17 protein-coding genes are annotated in these 17,225 nt (G+C 66.5%); 11 read left to right on the top strand and 6 right to left on the bottom strand.

Going from position 1 to position 17,225, the window contains the following annotated elements; all coding sequences use genetic code 11:
• The 6 genes from PVW46_RS15805 to PVW46_RS15780 form a co-directional block, all read left to right on the top strand.
• Positions 1-987, top strand: a 987-nt coding sequence (locus PVW46_RS15805) for a molybdopterin cofactor-binding domain-containing protein (RefSeq protein WP_274576590.1), incomplete at its 5' end; no start/stop codon positions are given.
• Positions 984-1,922, top strand: coding sequence for a xanthine dehydrogenase accessory protein XdhC (gene xdhC / locus PVW46_RS15800; RefSeq protein WP_069208039.1), 939 nt, complete (start codon positions 984-986; stop codon positions 1,920-1,922). The genes PVW46_RS15805 and xdhC, both read left to right, overlap by 4 nt.
• Entirely contained in the window at positions 1,889-3,412 is a 1,524-nt protein-coding gene (locus tag PVW46_RS15795) for an ABC transporter ATP-binding protein (RefSeq protein ID WP_069208038.1), read from the top strand. Before xdhC ends, PVW46_RS15795 begins: the two co-directional genes overlap by 34 nt.
• A gap of 27 nt (positions 3,413-3,439) precedes the next feature.
• Positions 3,440-4,525 carry an ABC transporter permease gene (locus PVW46_RS15790; protein WP_069208037.1) on the top strand — a complete coding sequence of 362 codons (1,086 nt, stop codon included), beginning with the start codon at positions 3,440-3,442 and terminating at the stop codon, positions 4,523-4,525.
• On the top strand, positions 4,525-5,448 hold the full coding sequence (locus tag PVW46_RS15785) for an ABC transporter permease (protein WP_172431375.1): 924 nt from the start codon (positions 4,525-4,527) through the stop codon (positions 5,446-5,448). Before PVW46_RS15790 ends, PVW46_RS15785 begins: the two co-directional genes overlap by 1 nt.
• A gap of 29 nt (positions 5,449-5,477) precedes the next feature.
• Entirely contained in the window at positions 5,478-6,554 is a 1,077-nt protein-coding gene (locus tag PVW46_RS15780) for a BMP family ABC transporter substrate-binding protein (RefSeq protein ID WP_043144719.1), read from the top strand.
• Between the two features lie 65 nt (positions 6,555-6,619).
• Here the strand turns inward: PVW46_RS15780 and PVW46_RS15775 are convergent, their stop codons facing one another.
• Complete coding sequence (locus tag PVW46_RS15775) at positions 6,620-7,126, bottom strand: pilus assembly protein N-terminal domain-containing protein (protein ID WP_069208036.1); 507 nt, start codon at positions 7,124-7,126, stop codon at positions 6,620-6,622.
• A 112-nt stretch (positions 7,127-7,238) separates the two neighbouring features.
• Entirely contained in the window at positions 7,239-7,964 is a 726-nt protein-coding gene (locus tag PVW46_RS15770) for a vWA domain-containing protein (RefSeq protein ID WP_229754889.1), read from the bottom strand.
• 157 nt (positions 7,965-8,121) lie between these two features.
• Here PVW46_RS15770 and PVW46_RS15765 point away from each other — a divergent pair, with 157 nt between their 5' ends.
• A complete protein-coding gene (locus tag PVW46_RS15765; RefSeq protein WP_043144723.1) occupies positions 8,122-9,054 on the top strand; it encodes an aldo/keto reductase in 933 nt (310 codons plus the stop codon).
• Here the strand turns inward: PVW46_RS15765 and PVW46_RS15760 are convergent.
• From PVW46_RS15760 to PVW46_RS15750, 3 genes are read right to left on the bottom strand one after another with little or no spacing between them, the layout of a single operon-like run.
• Complete coding sequence (locus PVW46_RS15760; protein ID WP_069208035.1) at positions 9,051-10,079, bottom strand: trans-3-hydroxy-L-proline dehydratase; 1,029 nt, start codon at positions 10,077-10,079, stop codon at positions 9,051-9,053. The genes PVW46_RS15765 and PVW46_RS15760 overlap by 4 nt on opposite strands.
• Positions 10,080-10,101: 22 nt before the next feature.
• Positions 10,102-10,770: a nitroreductase gene (locus PVW46_RS15755; RefSeq protein ID WP_069208034.1), complete on the bottom strand. Its 669-nt coding sequence runs from the start codon at positions 10,768-10,770 to the stop codon at positions 10,102-10,104.
• Positions 10,767-11,843 (bottom strand): CaiB/BaiF CoA transferase family protein, encoded by a 1,077-nt coding sequence (locus tag PVW46_RS15750; RefSeq protein WP_069208033.1) that lies wholly within the window; start codon positions 11,841-11,843, stop codon positions 10,767-10,769. The genes PVW46_RS15755 and PVW46_RS15750 overlap by 4 nt, the downstream gene beginning before the upstream one ends.
• A 111-nt stretch (positions 11,844-11,954) precedes the next feature.
• On the opposite strand from PVW46_RS15750, the gene PVW46_RS15745 reads away from it, so the two are divergent.
• The 4 genes from PVW46_RS15745 to PVW46_RS15730 all read left to right on the top strand — a co-directional run bounded on the left by PVW46_RS15745 (position 11,955) and on the right by PVW46_RS15730 (position 16,152).
• A complete protein-coding gene (locus tag PVW46_RS15745) occupies positions 11,955-14,393 on the top strand; it encodes a ligase-associated DNA damage response DEXH box helicase (RefSeq protein WP_069208156.1) in 2,439 nt (812 codons plus the stop codon).
• Positions 14,394-14,566: 173 nt separating this feature from the next.
• Positions 14,567-14,962 carry a hypothetical protein gene (locus tag PVW46_RS15740; protein WP_043144729.1) on the top strand — a complete coding sequence of 132 codons (396 nt, stop codon included), beginning with the start codon at positions 14,567-14,569 and terminating at the stop codon, positions 14,960-14,962.
• Positions 14,963-15,010: 48 nt separating this feature from the next.
• Positions 15,011-15,688 (top strand): ligase-associated DNA damage response endonuclease PdeM, encoded by a 678-nt coding sequence (gene pdeM / locus PVW46_RS15735; protein ID WP_069208032.1) that lies wholly within the window; start codon positions 15,011-15,013, stop codon positions 15,686-15,688.
• Positions 15,689-15,729: 41 nt separating this feature from the next.
• Positions 15,730-16,152 (top strand): PaaI family thioesterase, encoded by a 423-nt coding sequence (locus PVW46_RS15730; protein WP_069208031.1) that lies wholly within the window; start codon positions 15,730-15,732, stop codon positions 16,150-16,152.
• A gap of 3 nt (positions 16,153-16,155) precedes the next feature.
• On the opposite strand, the gene PVW46_RS15725 is transcribed toward PVW46_RS15730, so the two are convergent.
• Positions 16,156-17,043, bottom strand: a complete 888-nt coding sequence (locus tag PVW46_RS15725) for an NAD-dependent epimerase/dehydratase family protein (RefSeq protein WP_069208030.1) — start codon at positions 17,041-17,043, stop codon at positions 16,156-16,158.
• Positions 17,044-17,225 lie beyond the last annotated feature (182 nt).

The following is a 17,225-nucleotide window of genomic DNA, read 5'->3' as shown; positions in this document are numbered from 1 at the left end:
ATCGCGCTGACGCCGGTGAAATTCGGCATTTCCTTCACGCTCACGCATCTTAACCAGGCGGGCGCGCTGGTGCATGTCTACCAGGACGGTTCCATCGCCATGAACCACGGCGGCACCGAGATGGGACAGGGGCTGTTCCAGAAGGTGGCGCAGGTGGCGGCTTCGGCCTTTGGCCTGCCGCAAGAGGTCGTCCGCATCACCGCCACCGATACCGCCAAGGTGCCAAATACCTCGGCCACAGCCGCCTCTTCGGGGTCGGACCTGAACGGCGCGGCGGTCAAGGTTGCCTGCGAGACGATCCGTGCCCGCATGGCCGGGCACCTGGCGCAATTGCACCAGTGCCGCCCGGACGAGGTCCAGTTTCGTGACGGACGGGTACAGGCCGGAGCCCAGGAGATGAGCTTTGCCGAGGCGGCGGCCTTTTGTTACGCGGGCCGGGTCAGTCTTTCGGCCACCGGTTTCTACAAGACGCCGAAACTGTCCTGGGACCGGATGAAGGGCGAAGGGCGACCGTTCTTCTACTTTGCCCATGGCGCCGCCTGCACCGAGGTCGTGATCGACACGCTGACCGGCGAATACCGGATGCTGCGCACCGACATCCTGCATGACGCGGGCGCCTCTTTGAACCCCGCCATCGACATCGGCCAGGTCGAGGGTGGCTTTGTCCAGGGCGCGGGCTGGCTGACAACCGAAGAGCTGGTCTGGGACGACCACGGGCGGCTGCGCACCCATGCGCCCTCGACCTACAAGATCCCGGCCTGTTCGGACGCGCCGGAGGTCTTCAACGTGGCGCTCTGGGAGGGTGAGAACCGCGAGGAGACGGTCTATCGCTCCAAGGCGGTGGGCGAGCCGCCTTTCATGCTGGGGATTTCGGCACTGATGGCGCTTTCGGATGCCGTGGCGGCCTGCGGGCCGGGCTATCCGGCTCTGGACGCGCCAGCCACGCCGGAACGGGTGCTGGCCGCTATTGCACGGGTGCAGGGATGAGTTTCGACTTCGCCCTTCTCTGCCGCGCGGTCGAACGGCACGGGCGTGTCGCCCGGGTCGTGGTGGCCGAGGTTGCGGGCTCGGCCCCGCGCGAGGTCGGGGCCGCCATGCTGGTCTGGGACGGTGGCCAATTCGGTACCATCGGCGGCGGCGCGCTTGAACTCATGGCTGCACAGTCCGCGCTGAGCCATGAAGGGCTGACGCGTCATCCCCTGGGGCCGGAGCTGGGCCAGTGCTGCGGCGGGGCGGTGACGCTGCTGACCGAGCATTACGATGCGCTGGCGGTGGCCGGTCTCGAAGGGCGCGAGGTGATCGCGCGCGGGGCCGGAGAGATGCCGCTGGCGGTGCGCCGGATGATCGACCGGGCCCGGGCAAAGGGCGAAGCGCCCGAACCGCAGCTCCTGCAAGGCTGGATGGTGGAATCGGTCCGCCGCCCGGCCCTGCCGGTCTGGATCTGGGGCGCGGGCCATGTCGGCCGGGCACTGGCCTCGGTTCTGGCGCCCTTGCCGGACGTGGCGCTGACATGGGTCGATACCGGGCCAGAGCGGTTTCCCGATGAGATCCCCGATGACGTCACCGCCCTGCCCGTCCCCGCGCCTGAGCGCGCCATGCCACGCGCCCCCGGGAACGCCGCCCACCTGATCCTGACCTACAGCCACGAGATCGACCTGGCGCTGTGTCACGCAGCCCTGTCACACGGATTCGCCTTTTGCGGGTTGATCGGGTCGGACACGAAATGGGCACGGTTCCGCAAGCGATTGCAGGCGCTTGGCCATGCGCCCGCCCAAATCGACGCCATCTGCTGTCCGATCGGGCACAAAGCGCTTGGCAAACATCCTCAGGCCATTGCCATCGGCACGGTGGCGCAGCTACTCAACTGGCAGCAAGAGAAGGACCACGCGTGGCCGACACACTCCTCAGCCTCCAGGGCCTGACCAAGATCTACCCGGGCGTGATTGCCAACGATGACGTCACCTTTGACATCGGGCGGGGCGAGATCCACGCGCTGTTGGGCGAGAACGGCGCCGGAAAATCGACGCTGGTCAAGATGATCTATGGGCTGAATGCACCGGACAAGGGGCAGATGCTGCTGGACGGGGCACCGTACAAGCCGTCGAAACCCTCGGAGGCGCGGCAGGCCGGGATCGCGATGGTGTTCCAGCATTTCTCGCTCTTCGACGCACTGGACGTGGCGGAAAACGTGGCGCTGGGGATGGAAACCCCGCCCCCCATGTCCGACCTTGCCCGCCAGATCCGTGAGGTCTCGGAGACCTACGGGCTGCCGCTGGACCCCACGCGTACCGTCGGCACGCTGTCGGCGGGCGAACGGCAACGGGTGGAGATCATCCGCTGCCTTCTGCAGAACCCGCGCCTGCTGATCATGGACGAACCGACCAGCGTCCTGACCCCGCAGGAGGTCGAGATCCTGTTCGAAACCCTGCGCAAGCTGAAGGCCGAAGGCACCTCGATCCTCTATATCTCGCACAAGCTGGAGGAAATCCGCGCGCTTTGCGACACCGCCACGATCCTGCGACTGGGCAAGAAGGTGGCCACCTGCACCCCCGCGGAGACTTCGGCCCGGCAACTGGCCGAGATGATGGTGGGCGCCAGTTTCGCGACCCCAGAGGCCAAGGGCGGCAAGACCGGCGAGGTGCTGCTGGCGGTGAACGAGTTGAGCCTGCCCGCGCCCGGCGCCTTTGGCACCCCCTTGCGCGAGGTCCGCTTCGAGGTGCGCGCGGGCGAGGTTCTGGGCATCGGCGGGGTCGCGGGCAACGGCCAGGACGAACTGCTGGCGGCGCTCTCGGGCGAACGCATGGCGCCCGCCGGGTCCATCGTTCTGGAAGGCCGGGACATCAGCCGCGCCGGACCCGTCGCGCGGCGCGGTCTGGGCCTGCTTTCGGGCCCCGAGGAACGGCTGGGCCATGCCGCCGCACCCGACATGAGCCTGATCGAGAACGGCGTGCTGACGGCTGCGCGTCGCGAGGGGATGCTGAAAAACGGCTTCATCTCCTGGGGCAAGGCAAGGGCCTTTGCCGAGGAGGTCATCGGCCATTTCGACGTGCGCACGCCGGGGCCCGGCACGGCGGCACGGGCGCTGTCGGGGGGCAACCTGCAGAAATTCGTCGTCGGCCGCGAGATCCTGCAAGGACCGCGCGTGTTGGTGCTGAACCAGCCCACATGGGGCGTGGACGCGGCGGCGGCGGCCTTTATCCGCCAGTCGATCCTGGACCTGGCCGCCAAGGGCGGTGCCGTGGTGGTCATCAGCCAGGACCTCGACGAGCTGATGGAGGTCTCGGACCGGTTTGGCGCCCTGAACGAGGGGCGGCTGTCGCCCACACGTCCGGTCGCCAGCCTGGATATTGAGCAGATTGGCCTGATGATGGGCGGCGCGCATGACATGGAGGTAGCCCATGTGGACGAATGAGGCCGCTGGCCAAGGGGGGACACGCCCATGATCCGGCTTGAGAAACGCCCCCAGCCTTCGCAACTCTGGACCTACCTGACCCCGGTTCTGGCCGTGCTGCTGACCATGCTCGTCGGCGGCGTGCTTTTTGCCTTCCTCGGCGCCAACCCGGTCGAGGCGATCCGCACGATCTTCTGGGATCCGCTGTTCAACGCGCAATTCGCCGGGTTCACGCGACCGCAGCTGCTGGTCAAGGCGGGGCCGCTGATCCTGATCGCCATCGGGCTTTCCATCGGCTTTCGCGCCGGGATCTGGAACATCGGCGCCGAAGGGCAGTACATCATGGGCGCCATCTGTGGCGCCGCCGCCGGTCTTGCCTTCTACCCCTCCGAAAGTTTCCTGATCTTCCCGATCATGATCGTCGCCGGCGCGCTTGGCGGCTGGGCCTGGGCGATGATCCCGGCCATCCTGAAGACGAAATTCGGCACCAACGAGATCCTCGTCTCGCTGATGCTGGTCTATGTGGCGGAAACCATCCTCGGCTCTGTCTCCACCGGCCTTTTGCGCAATCCCGAAGGGCGTGGCTTCCCCGGGTCACGCAATTTCAAACAATGGGACGCGGCGCATAACAGCGACCTGATCGCCAACACCGGGATGCACTGGGGCGTGGTCTTTGCCTTCATCGCGGTGATCGGCGCCTATGTCCTGCTGACCCGGCACATGCTGGGCTTCAACATCCGGCTGACCGGCGAAGCGCCGCGCGCGGCCCGCTTTTCCGGCGTGAACCCGGCGCGCATCATCCTGATCTGCCTTGGCCTCTCGGGCGCGCTGGCCGGCATGGCAGGGTTGTTTGAGGTCACCGGCCCCGCGGGCCAGGTCTCGATCGACTTTGGGTCCGGCTACGGGTTCACGGCGATCATCGTGGCCTTCCTGGGGCGGCTCAATCCCATCGGCATCCTGCTGGCCGGTCTGCTCATGGCACTGACCTATATCGGTGGCGAGCTGGCGCAGCTGATGCTGGGCCTGCCCGGCGCCTCGATCCAGCTGTTCCAGGGGATGTTGCTGTTCTTCCTGCTCGCAATGGATGTCTTCACCAATTTCCGCCTGCGCATCGGCAAGAGGGAGGTGGCATGATGGACCTGAGCAGCATCAATCCCATCCTTCTCGTCGCCTCCATCATGGTCTCGGCCACACCGATCCTGCTGGCCGCCATCGGCGAGATGGTTGTCGAGAAATCCGGCGTGCTGAACCTGGGCGTCGAGGGGATGATGATCACCGGCGCCGTGGTGGGCTTTGCCGTGGCGGTCAATTCCACCTCTCCCGCGCTGGGGTTCGTCGCCGCGGCTCTGGCCTCGGCGCTGCTTGCGCTCTCGTTTGGCCTGCTGACGCAGTTCCTGCTTTCGAACCAGGTTGCCACCGGGCTGGGCCTGACGCTGGTGGGCCTTGGCCTTTCCAGCCTGATCGGGAAACCCTACGAGGGCATGAAAAGCCCGACCCTGCCCAAGCTGGACATCCCTCTGCTGTCGGACCTGCCGGTGGTGGGGCGGATGCTCTTCAGCCATGACCTGATGGTCTATTTCAGCCTCGCGCTGGTTGTCGCGGTCTGGGCCTTCCTGAAACACACCCGCGCCGGGCTGATCCTGCGTGCGGTCGGCGAAAGCCACGACAGCGCCCATGCGCTTGGCTACAAGGTCGTCATTATCCGCCTCATGGCGATCCTCTTCGGCGGCGCCTGTGCGGGCCTTGGCGGCGCATACCTCAGCCTGGTGCGCGTCCCGCAGTGGACCGAGGGCATGACCGCCGGCGCCGGATGGATCGCCCTGGCCATCGTCGTCTTCGCCTCGTGGCGACCAGGCCGCGTGGCCATCGGGGCCTATCTGTTCGGCGGGGTCACGGTGCTGCAACTGAACCTGCAGGCGGCGGGCGCCGCCGTGCCGGTCGCGCTCTTGTCGGCCTCGCCCTATCTTGTCACGATCCTCGTGCTCGTGATCATCTCGGCCCGCGGCGCGCATGCCGCGCCCGCCTCGCTGGGCCGGCCTTTCCACGCCTCGAGCTGAGGCACAGAACCAACCAACAGGGGACCACAATGCACAGAAGAACCCTTCTCTCCACCGCAGCCCTCGCGCTGACGCTTGGCTTCGGCTCTGCCGCCGCGGCCCAGGACGTCACCGCGGGCTTCATCTACGTCGGCCCGGTGGGCGATGGCGGCTGGACCTACGAACACAACAAGGGGCGCCTCGCGGTCGAGGAGCACTTTGGCGACAAGGTGAAGACCATCTACCAGGAAAGCGTGCCCGAAGGCGCCGATGCCGAACGCGCCATCACGCAGATGGCCCTGTCGGGTGCAGACATCATCTTTACCACCTCTTTCGGCTACATGGACCCGACCATCGCCGTGGCGGAGAAATTCCCGAACGTGAAGTTCGAACACGCCACCGGATACAAGCGCGCAGACAACGTCAGCGTCTACTCGGCCCGTTTCTACGAAGGCCGCGCCATCCAGGGCCATATCGCCGGGTCGATGACCAAGACCAACAAGATCGGCTACATCGCCTCCTACCCGATCCCCGAGGTCATCCGCGGCATCAACGCGGCCTATATCCACGCCAAGAAGGTGAACCCGGACGTCGAATTCTCGATCATCTGGGCCTACACCTGGTTCGATCCGGCGAAAGAGGCGGATGCCGCCCGCGCCCTGATCGAGAACGGCGCCGACGTGATCCTGCAACATACCGACTCGACCGCGCCGCAGGCGGCGGCGGCAGAGGCCGGCAATGTCATCACCTTCGGCCAGGCCTCGGACATGATCGAATACGCGCCCACCCCGCGCGTCTCCTCGATCATCGACAACTGGGCGCCTTACTACATCGACCGCGTGCAGGCGGTCATGGACGGCAGCTGGACCAGCGAAGACACCTGGGACGGTATCGGCCCGGGCATGGTCGGCATCGGCGAGATCACCGACGCGGTCCCCGCAGAGGTCAAAGCCGAGGCGCTGGACCTCAAGGCCGCCATCGCGGCGGGCGACTACCACCCGTTCACCGGACCGATCAACAAGGCCGACGGCTCTGTCTGGCTGGCAGAGGGCGAAGTGGCCGATGACGGCACCCTGCTGGGGATGGATTTCTACGTCGAAGGCATCAACGCCGACATCCCGCAGTAAACCGATGACGGAACGAAGGCCCCCTTTGGGGCCTTCGTTTCATCCGGAATGCGCCGGCCGAGGGGTCAGCAGCCCCCCACGTCGGCCAGCGCGACATAGCCCCAGGACTTGAGCTGGGTCATAACGCCTTCCAGGGCCTGCCGCTGGCGGTCGCCTGCAACGCAACCAGAGGCGGTCACCACAACGCCCGCACGTTCCAGTGTCACGTCGCCCCCGGCCTTTTCCAGAAAGCCCTGCATCGGCGCGATGTCGCGGTAGACCACCACTGCCATATGCGTCAGGTCCAGGCTGTCGCGGTCACGGATCACCGTCAGTGTGGTCTCTCCAACCTCCTTGCCCAGAAGATAGACCAGGGTCCCGCTGAGAGAGCTGATATCCGCGATCTCGGGGTCGCCGATCGACAATTCGGCATAGGCATCGTCAAAGGCAAGCGTCACCGCCTGCTTGGCCTTCACCTCGATCGTATCGGCGGCGCCGATGATTTCGAACCCGGCGTCCTGAGCCGAAATTGGCGCCGCACCGCAAAACGCGAAACTGGCGGCAAGCGCCATGATGGAAAATTTCCTGAACACGATTTGTCCTCCAATATATCGGCAGCGGCCAAGTGCCGCTCCGGCATAATGAGGACAGACTGCGCGGTGCCCTGATTCCTGTCAAAGCCTGAAAACCCGACCGCAGGCCGGCCTAACGCAGGCGCCGCCGCTCGGCCGGAAGCGCGCCCAGCACGTTGCAGCCCAACGTCACCCGCAGCGCCCCGATCAATTCGTCAACCGTTTCGGCACGGACATAGCGCCCGCCAGTTCGGTCGGCCAGGCAGCGGGCCACGGTGGTGGCCATCTGATCGTTCGGATTGGACCAGTCGAAATGATCGCCGCGCACCTTGAAGCCGATCACATGCACCGTCAGTTCAGGCGCCATCGCGGCGATCTCGGCGGCAAGACTGCAGGGCGCCCCGCCGCAGGTCTCCTTGCCATCCGTCACCAGAACCACGGTCCCGGGGCGATTGAGGTAGTCCAGCGTCTCTGCCGCGCGCCGGACGCTTTCGGTCAGCGAGGTGCCCCCAGCGGGTCGCAGCGCATCGACATCCGCCAGGATCCGCGGCCCGGCCTGCCATTGCGGCGGAAAGCGCAGGTCGGTGTTGGCGCAGGTCCGGTCTCCGGCCGGGCCGTAGATCACCAGGCCCAGCCGTCGCGCCGCCGCGACAGAGGGGATCACCCGGCGCATCGCCATGCGGGCCTCCGAGATGCGGGGCACGCCGATCGCATTGTAGCCGATCTCTGCCATGCTGCCGGACCCGTCGAAAACGATCATGGCATCCTCGGTGCAGCTTTCCCCGGCACCCGTCGCCAGTGGCGCGGAGGTGGCGGCGGCCAGACAGGCCGCGCCGGCCAGTCGGGGCAGCAGGCGCATGGGCGGCTCCTTTTCCTGACAGCATGGCAGGCCCCCGCGAGTCTGTCGAGCCAGCGTAGGTTGCGACCTGTGTCCCAGGTCACATGCGAAGCGGTGGGCACGTCATGATCTGCCAAAGCTGCTTTGACTTTGGCTCGCCGCGTGGCAGGTTGATGCCATGACACTGACCACACTTTCGGGTGACACACCCGCCCGCTTTGCCTTTGGCTGCATGCAGTTCGGGGGCCGCGCCTCCGAGGCTGACAGCCGCGCCATGTTCGACGCCTGCCGCGCCGCGGGTATCGCCCATTTCGACACCGCCCATGTCTATACCGATGGCGCCTCAGAGCGCCTTCTGGGCCAGTTCGCCGCCGCCGCGCGCGAGGATCTGTTCATCGCGACCAAGGCGAATTTCCCCGGCGGCGCCAGCCGTGACAACATCCGGACCTCTCTGGACGAAAGCCGCAAGCGCCTGAACATGGAGGTGATCGACCTCTACTACCTGCATCGCTGGGACGGCGATACGCCGCTGGAAGAGAGTTTCGAGACGCTCGCCGAATTGCAGCAGGCCGGGACAATTCGGTACATCGGCGTGTCCAACTATGCCGCCTGGCAGGTGATGAAGGCGCAGGGAGTAGCCACCCGTTTCGGCACCCGGATCGACGTGCTGCAACCCATGTACAACCTGGTGAAACGCCAGGCCGAGGTGGAAATCCTGCCCATGTGCGCCTCGGAAGACATCCTGCCGGTGCCCTATTCGCCGCTGGGCGGTGGCTTGCTGACCGGCAAGTATGCACGCGGCGGCGAAGGTCGCCTGACAGAGGACGACCGATACGCCAACCGCTATGCCCGCCCCGAGATGCACCAGGCGGCCGAGGCGCTGGCCGAGATCGCCAGCGAACTGGGAACCGAAGCTGCCACGCTTGCCGTGGCCTGGGTGGCCGCCCATCCGTCCGGCCCGGCGCCGATCCTCTCCGCCCGCAACGCGGCGCAGTTGCAGCCTTCGCTGGCGGGCATGACCTGCCAGATGGATGCAGAGCTTTATGCCCGTCTGTCCGCCCTCAGCCCGACGCCGCCCCCGGCGACGGACCGGCTGGAGGAAGCCTCCTAGCGCGCGCCCCAGGTATCACTGAGACGATAGCCGCGCGGCCAGGGATCATCCGGGTCCAGCATGTGCTGATGAATGCCGGTGATCCAGCCGCGCCCGCTGATTTCCGGCAAAACGGCGGGCAGATCGCCCACCCTGGTCGTCCCGACAATGCGTCCCGAGAAAGCCGAGCCAATCAGCGAGGTCGCGGTCAATGTCTCTCCTTCGGCCATCTCTGCGCGCGCGTGCAGGACCGCCATGCGGGCGGAGAGCGCCGTTCCCGTGGGCGACCGATCCACCTTGCCCGGCTGGATCGCCACCGCCGACCTCGTCCGCAGCCCATCCAGCCCGCGGTCCAGCGGCCCGGCAAAGAGACAGAACGACATATGCCGCCAGTCAGGGTTGGTTGGATGGTGAAAGCCCAGCTGCGTGGTGGCCGCCCGGGCGATCCGCGCTCCGGTTCGGGCGATCTCATGCGCTTCGTCTGGCACCAGGTCCAAGCCCAGCGCACGCGCATCGACGATGACGAAACTGTCGCCGCCGAATGCCGTGTCCACGGTCAGCCTGCCCAGCCCTTCGACCTCCAGCGGCACGCCCAGTTTCTGTGCGAAACTGGGAAGGTTGCGGACAAAGATACGCTGTGCCTTACCGTCCCGGCATTCGGCGCGCACCCGAACCAGCCCGCCCGGTGCCTCCAGCGTGAATTCCGTCACCGGCTCCTCTATCGGCAGGATGCCCCCATCCAGCAGAACCGTCGCAACGCAGATCGAGTTTGATCCTGACATGGGCGGCGTATCCTCCGGCTCCATGATGATAAAGGCCGCATCCGCTTCCGGGTGTTTCGGCGGGACCAGCAGGTTGACGTGCCGGAACACGCCGCCGCGCGGTTCGTTCAGCACAAAATCCCGCAAGGCACCGTCCCGCGCGATCCAGCGGCTCTGTTCCCAGAGCGTCTCTCCCGGCGGCGGCGCGACACCGCCAACGATCACGTCGCCCACCTCGCCCTCGGCATGGGCCGAGATCACGTGGATCGTCTTGCTGCTGCGCATGGCCTGCCACCTGCTTTCGCGTTCAACGCCAGTCCACGACTTCGGACAGGTCCGCGCGGTCGGTGCGGTAGGAATTGGCGGGATGATCCGGATCGGCATGGCCAAAGGCGATGGCGCAAACAAGGTCACGGTCCTCGGCGATGTCGTAGCGGTCGCGCACGAAGGGCGAGAAACTGGCCACCGCCGCCATCGCGATACTGGCCAGCCCGCGCGCCTGAAATGCCAGCATGACAGCCGTGACATAGGCCCCGCAATCCAGCACCCCATAGGTGCCAAGGTCCTTCGGCGCGGTGATCAACAGGCAGTGCGGCGCCCCGAAGAGGCGGAAATTCTCGCGCATTTGCCTGCCCGAGGCCGCGCGGTCACCTTTCTGGATGCCCAACGCGCCATACAGTTGCCAGCCACAGGTGCGCCGCCTTTCCTGGTAGATGCCCTCGTAACGCAACGGAAAGGGGATGTCGCTTTGCCGCTCCCCGGTTTCCACATGGGCATAGAAGGCCTTGGCGAATGCAGCGGTTTCCGGCGCCGTGAGGGCGATCACCTGCCAGGGCTGGACGTTGTTCCAGCTTGGCACCTGCTGCGCATCCCGCAGGGCGCTTTCGATCACCTCCTGCGGGACCGGGTCGGGCCGGTAGGCCCGGCAGGAATAGCGCGCCCTCAACAGATCCTCGAATGTCTCGGCTTCGTTCACAACAGGCCCCTTTCCCTCAGCTCATCCATGATCGCCACTCCGTCCTGCCCCGGGTCCGGTGCCGGTCTTGTCGCCCGCGCCCCGCCATCGAAACGCGGCGCCGGCAAGGCGCTGCCCGGCCCATGCCCGCGCGCCGTCATGTGCGGATCACAGGCCGCCTCGTCCGGGGACAGGACGGGGGCAAGACAGGCATCGCTGTCCTCGAACAAAGCCGCCCAATGATCGCGCGGCTGGGCGGCAAAGATCCGTTCCAGCCGCGCCCCCTGCACCGGCCAACGGTCGGGATCGAACTGGTCCGCGAAATCGGGATCCTCCGCCAGTCCCATCCGGTCCAGGAACAAGGCGTAGAATTTCGGCTCCAGGCATTGCAGAGCCACATGGCCACCACAGGAACAAGCATAGCAGCGCGACCAATGCGGCCCGTCCAGCAAGGACCGTCCCCGCGCGCCCGTGTCGAACCCCGGCCCCATCGACCGCAAGAGCGCCATCATGTGCTGCGCCCCGTCCACGATGGCCGCGTCGACAACCGTCCCCTGCCCCGTTTCCCGCGCTTGCAACAGTCCCGCCAGCATCCCCACGGTCAGGTAAAGCGCGCCGGCGCCGATATCGCCCAGCATCGTCGGCGGCACACCGGGCACCTGTCCGGGCAACCCGGCGTAGAACAGGGCGCCGGACAGGCCCAAATAGTTCAGGTCGTGCCCGGCAAGCGTCGCGCGCGGCCCATCCTGCCCCCAGCCCGTCATCCGTCCGTAGACCAGACGCGGATTGAGCGCCTGCGCCGCCTCCGGGCCCAGCCCCAGCCGCTCCATCACCCCCGGGCGCATCCCCTCGATCAGCCCGTCAGCGGATCGGATCAGCGCGCGGGCAATGCCAAGATCTCCGCCATCCTTGAGGTCCAGCGCAATGGACCTCTTGCCCCTGTCCAGCAGACGGCTGGCACCCTTGGCAGGATTGGCTTCGCCACCCTTGCGCTGCACCAGAATGACCTCGGCGCCAAGGTCCGCCAAGTGCATGGCGGAAAAGGGTCCCGGCCCCAGCGCCTCGAACTCGATGATGCGAATGCCGTTCAGCATGGTGATCCTCCCCGCGCGCAGTCAAGCCGAGCACGCCGCGAAAGGAAAGAGGAGTCGCAACCGCCGGTCGGCACGCTGTTGCTTTCCGATGGAGCGGGTTATCTCTCGACCATGACAAGGCTTCCCGACAGTCTGCAAAGCTGGTTCGACTCGCGTGGTTGGCAGGTCCATCCACACCAGCGCGCCATGCTGGACCGTGCCGCCGACCCTGCGCTACTATTGATCGCGCCCACCGGCGGCGGCAAGACGCTGGCCGGGTTCCTGCCGACGCTTTCAGAACTGGCCGAGAGCCCACGCAACGGCCTGCACACGCTCTACATCTCGCCGCTCAAGGCGCTGGCCGCCGACATTCGGCGTAACCTGCTGATCCCCATCGAGGAGGCAGGCCTGCCAATCCGGGTCGAGGACCGCACCGGCGACACGCCCGCCAGCCGCAAGAAACGCCAGCGCGCCGACCCGCCGCACATCCTGCTGACCACGCCTGAAAGCCTCGCCCTGCTGACCTCTTACGAGGATGCGCCGCGCATGTTCGCGGGCCTCCAAAGGGTCATCGTCGACGAGATTCACGCTTTGAGCGAATCCAAGCGCGGCGATCAGCTCATGCTGGCGCTGGCGCGGTTGCAGGCGCTCTGCCCCGACCTGCGCCGCGTGGGCCTGTCGGCCACGGTCGAGGACCCGCAGGCCATCGCGCGGCTCATGGCACATGGGAACCAGCCCTGCGAAATCCTGCAGGCCGATCCCGGGCCGGACCCGGACATCTCGATGCTGGTCACCGACCAGGCCCCGCCCTGGGCCGGGGGCGGTGCTGCCTACTCCATCCCGGCCGTGCTGGAAGAAGTCAAACGCCACAGGACCACGCTGATCTTTCACAACACCCGCGCGCAGGCCGAGATCTATTTCCACAATCTCTGGCTGGCGAACGAGGATGCGCTGCCCATCGGCATCCACCACGGCTCGCTCGACCGCGGCCAGCGGGAAAAGGTCGAGGCGGCAATGGTCGCGGGCCAGTTGCGCGCCATCGTCTGCACCGGCTCGCTGGACCTGGGCATCGACTGGGGGGACGTGGACCTGGTGATCCAGGTCGGCGCGCCGAAGAACGTCAAGCGGCTGGTCCAGCGGATCGGCCGCGCCAATCACCGCTACAACGCGCCGTCCAAGGCGATCCTGGTGCCCGCCAACCGCTTTGAGGTGGTCGAATGCCTGGCCGCGCTGGAGGCGGTCAAGGCGCATGATCTGGACGGCGAGCCGCGCGGGCCGGGGCCGCGCGATGTGCTCTGCCAGCATATCCTGATCGCCGCCGCCTCTGGCCCGTTCGAGGCCGACGCCCTGTATCGGGAAATGCGCGGCGCGGGCGCCTACGCCGGGCTGACCCGGGCGCAATTCGATGCCTGTCTCGATTTCTGCGCCACCGGCGGCTACGCGCTGCGCGCCTATGACCAGTGGCAGCGCCTGCAACAGCGCGCGGACGGGCGTTGGCAGCTGCGCGACCCGCGCTCCGCCACCCGCATCCGCCAGAACATCGGCACGATCCAGGACACCGACACTCTCAAGGTCAAATGGCGCGGGCGCGGCGGCGCGCCGCTGGGCGAGGTCGAGGAAGGCTTTGCCGCCTCGCTGACCAAGGGCGACACCTTCCTGATCGGCGGCCAGATCGTGCGCTACGAGGGGCTGCGCGAACTGGTGGTCGAGGTGACGCGCGACCCGGGACGCAAGCCCAAGATCGCCACTTTCATGGGCACGAAATTCTCGACCTCAACGCAGCTTTCGGACCGTATCCTGCGGATGTTCCGGGCAGAGGACTGGCCCGACCTGCCACCCCACACCCGCGACTGGCTGCACCTGCAGCGCGAGGTCTCGCGCCTGCCCGAACCGGGCCGCCTGCTGGTCGAGAGCTTCCCCCACGACGGGCGGCAGCAACTGGTGGTCTACGGCTTTGCCGGGCGCAATGCGCAGCAGACGCTGGGTCTCTTGCTGACGAAACGGATGGAGGAGATGGGGCTGGCACCGATGGGTTTCGTCAGCACCGACTACGCCACGCTGATCTGGGGGCTGGACGCGGTGACCGATCCCGTTCCGCTGTTCGACCTCGCCGCGTTGGAGGCCGGGCTGGACGGCTGGCTTGCGGGCAACGCAGTGATGAAACGCACCTTTCGCGCCTCTGCCACCATCGCCGGGCTGATCGAGAGGCAGGTGGGTGGTCAGCGCAAGACCGGGCGGCAGGCCACCATGTCCTCGGACATCCTGTACGACACCTTGCTGAAATACGACCCCGAGCACCTCTTGATGCAGATCACCCGCGAGGAGGCGATGCGCGGCCTCGTCGATTTCGCCCGCATCCGCGAGATGTGCGAACGCGTCGGCGACCGCATCGATCACCTGCGCCTTTCCCGAGTCACCCCGTTGGCCGCGCCGCTCTTTCTTGAACCCGGGCGGGTGCCAGTCAACGGGTTGGCGGACGAACGGCTGATGGAAGAGGAAATCACCCGCCTTCTGGACGAAAGCGGCTTGGCGCAGGTCGAAACCAAGCCGGCATGGCGGGTGCCCTGGTAGCCCTATCCCAACGGATAGGCCTCCTCTCCGATTTCGCACCGAACCACCCAAGCGTCCGCGTGATCCGGCCAGCGCGATCCCTTATACCGTTCGCAGGGCCAAAACGGCGGCTTGCCCCGGTGCAGGTCATGGCAGACAGAAAGCTGCCCCCCTTACAACGAAAGCCCCGAACAATGTCTGTCCATTTCGATCCCGACCAGCTTCACGATGACACTCCTGCCGTTCTCAACGTCTTCTCGATCCTCGTTCTGAACATCCTTTGCATCACGGGAATGGGCATCGCCGCACAGGTGGCGGGGCTGCACTGGGCCTGGGTTCTGGCGACAGCCTGGGTTGGCGGCGCGGTCGTGACGGTTGCCCTTATCCTTACCCTGGCCTTCATCCTGCCGACGCTCGCAGATCGGCGCCCGGCCCGCTTTGTCCGGACAGAAACGCCCACACTCGACGAATGGCAGGCGGACGCGCAGGACCTGCTGGACCTATGGGCCGCCGATGCACGTGCCGAAAAGGCCGCCCGCAAGGCACGCAACGCCGCGACAACAGCCGAGGAAGACCGCAAGGCCGCCTGAGCCTTGCACCCGCTTGCGGACACCGCCCCGGCGTGTCAAGAACAAGCCATGAACACGCACGGGTTCTCTTTTCATGGCGTCACCCTGCAGGCCCTCCCGTCCGGGGCACTGCACTGGCCCGAGGCCGGGATACTGGTGGTCTCTGACCTGCATCTCGGCAAATCCGCGCGGCTTTCCGCCGTGGGGGGCGCGCAGCTTCCGCCCTACGAGACGCGGGAAACCCTGCAACGTCTGGACGATGATCTTGCCGCCACCAAGACCCAGCGGGTCATCTGCCTGGGCGACAGTTTCGATGCGCCGGGGATAGAGTCCGCTCTGCCGCAGGAGGACCTGCTGTGGATCACCCGTCTACAGGCGGGGCGAGAGTGGATCTGGATCGCAGGCAACCACGATCCGGCCCCCGTGACACTGAAAGGCGCGCATCGGGCCGAACACAGCGAAGCCGCTCTGACCTTTCGCCATATCGCCACCCCGGATGGCCGGGCAGAGGTTTCAGGCCACTATCATCCCAAGGCGCGACTGTCCCTCAGGGGGCGCAGCGTGACCCGCCCCTGTTTCCTGGTCGACGACACGCGCCTGATCCTGCCCGCCTATGGGGCCTACACCGGCGGGCTGCACTGCGATGCTCCCGTCCTCTCCGACCTGATGGACCCGTCGGCCCAGGCCATCCTGACGGGTCCGCGTCCCGTGGCCATTCCGATGCCCCGTCGCGCAAGGGCAGGCTGATCCCTCTTGCCCTTGCCCGCGCGGCATGGCCAAGTCGCAACATGGACCTAAACACGCGCATCCGCACCAGTTTCAACCGCCAGGGCATGCTTGTCACACTTGGCGCGTCGTTGACCCACGTCGCCCCCGGCGAAATCGAGATCGAGGTGCCGATCCGGCCAGAGGTGTCACAGCAACAGGGCTATGCCCACGGCGCCCTGCCCTTTGCCATCGGCGACAGCGCCGCCGGCTACGCCGCCGTCACCCTGCTCGACGCGGAAAGCGACGTCGTCACGTCCGAAATGGCGATCCACTATCTTGCTCCTGGCGTCGGGGATCGCCTTGTTGCCCGTGGCAGCGTCATCAAGCCGGGCAAGCGGATGCTGGTCACGCAGGCCGATGTCTATGCCGTCACCGGAACCGAGGAACGGCATATCGCCCGGCTGACCGGGACGATGGTCCGCGTCCCGCTCCGGCAGGACTGACCGTTACCCCAGCAAATCGCGCCAGCTGTGGCGCGGCTGGTAGCCCAGCATTTCCTTGGCCTTGCGGTTGCTGTACAGCGTCTCGGTCTCGTCCAACGTGCCCTTGACCGGCACGCCCTCGTAGAACCTCTCGATCAGTTCAGACGTGCTCAGCCCGACCGAATGGTCGTCGTTCGACACGTTGAAGACCTCGTAGCCCAACCCGTCGGTCGCCAGGCACCGGTCGACCAACTGCCCCAGGTCGCGCGCGTCGATATAGGCAAAGATGTTGCGCCGCCGCAGGGCCGGGTCCTGCATGTAGGCCGGAAAGTCCTGTGCGTATTCATGCGGCTCGATCACGTTGTTGATCCGCAGCCCGTAGACGTCGCACCCGCTGCGCGCCTGAAAGCTGCGCGCCGTCACCTCGTTGCAGACCTTGGACATGGCATAGCTGTCCTCGGGCACGGTGGGATGGGTCTCGTCGACGGGCAGGAAGTCGGGCTTGCGCTCGCCATCGGCGAAACAGACGCCATAGGTGGTCTCGGACGAGGCAAAGACGATCTTGCGGATACCGAATTTCACCGCCGCGTCGATGATATTGTAGGTGCCCAGCGTGTTGACCCGGTAACACTCGTTATCCGAGGTCACGAGGATGCGCGGGATCGCCGCGAAATGCACGACGGCATCGAACCTCGGCACGCCGGTTCCCGGCTCCAGCTCGTCGAGGCCCGCGAGGCTGCTCATGACGTCATAGACCTGGCCGGCGTCTGTGATGTCGGCGATGCGGTTGTCGACGCCTTCCAGGTCCAGCGGGACACGGTCGACGTTCAGCACCCGGTGCCCCTGGTCCAGCAGGTAGGCAACGACGTGACGCCCGGCCTTGCCGGACCCTCCGGTAAACAGAATGCGCATGGTTCTTGTCCTCCCCTTCTTGGGTCGCACCATGCCGGTCCCCGGTCGGAATGGCCAGAGGAAGGCCCGCGCCCGTCCACGAGGGTATCAGCTGAAACAAAAACGCGCCCCGGTGGGGCGCGCCTATTTTGGTCTGGGGGTGACCCTCAGGCGGTCAGCCCCTCCGGCTCTGCCAGTCCATT

Origin of the sequence: Mameliella sp. AT18 (assembly GCF_028807275.1) — a bacterium.
Classification (GTDB): domain Bacteria; phylum Pseudomonadota; class Alphaproteobacteria; order Rhodobacterales; family Rhodobacteraceae; genus Antarctobacter; species Antarctobacter albus.
The sequence above is the reverse complement of the archived record's forward strand: the minus strand, read 5'-3'. Positions and strand labels throughout refer to the sequence as shown.

What these genes read in the sequence shown, in the direction of transcription:
- PVW46_RS15745 (WP_069208156.1), top strand. Translation starts at nt 11,955, where the DNA reads ATGACAAGGCTTCCCGACAGTCTGCAAAGCTGGTTCGACTCGCGTGGT.
- xdhC (WP_069208039.1), top strand. Translation starts at nt 984, where the DNA reads ATGAGTTTCGACTTCGCCCTTCTCTGCCGCGCGGTCGAACGGCACGGG.
- PVW46_RS15790 (WP_069208037.1), top strand. Translation starts at nt 3,440, where the DNA reads ATGATCCGGCTTGAGAAACGCCCCCAGCCTTCGCAACTCTGGACCTAC.
- PVW46_RS15725 (WP_069208030.1), bottom strand. Translation starts at nt 17,043, where the DNA reads ATGCGCATTCTGTTTACCGGAGGGTCCGGCAAGGCCGGGCGTCACGTC.
- pdeM (WP_069208032.1), top strand. Translation starts at nt 15,011, where the DNA reads ATGAACACGCACGGGTTCTCTTTTCATGGCGTCACCCTGCAGGCCCTC.
- PVW46_RS15770 (WP_229754889.1), bottom strand. Translation starts at nt 7,964, where the DNA reads ATGCGCCTGCTGCCCCGACTGGCCGGCGCGGCCTGTCTGGCCGCCGCC.
- PVW46_RS15730 (WP_069208031.1), top strand. Translation starts at nt 15,730, where the DNA reads ATGGACCTAAACACGCGCATCCGCACCAGTTTCAACCGCCAGGGCATG.
- PVW46_RS15760 (WP_069208035.1), bottom strand. Translation starts at nt 10,079, where the DNA reads ATGCGCAGCAGCAAGACGATCCACGTGATCTCGGCCCATGCCGAGGGC.
- PVW46_RS15765 (WP_043144723.1), top strand. Translation starts at nt 8,122, where the DNA reads ATGACACTGACCACACTTTCGGGTGACACACCCGCCCGCTTTGCCTTT.
- PVW46_RS15740 (WP_043144729.1), top strand. Translation starts at nt 14,567, where the DNA reads ATGTCTGTCCATTTCGATCCCGACCAGCTTCACGATGACACTCCTGCC.
- PVW46_RS15785 (WP_172431375.1), top strand. Translation starts at nt 4,525, where the DNA reads ATGGACCTGAGCAGCATCAATCCCATCCTTCTCGTCGCCTCCATCATG.
- PVW46_RS15780 (WP_043144719.1), top strand. Translation starts at nt 5,478, where the DNA reads ATGCACAGAAGAACCCTTCTCTCCACCGCAGCCCTCGCGCTGACGCTT.
- PVW46_RS15750 (WP_069208033.1), bottom strand. Translation starts at nt 11,843, where the DNA reads ATGCTGAACGGCATTCGCATCATCGAGTTCGAGGCGCTGGGGCCGGGA.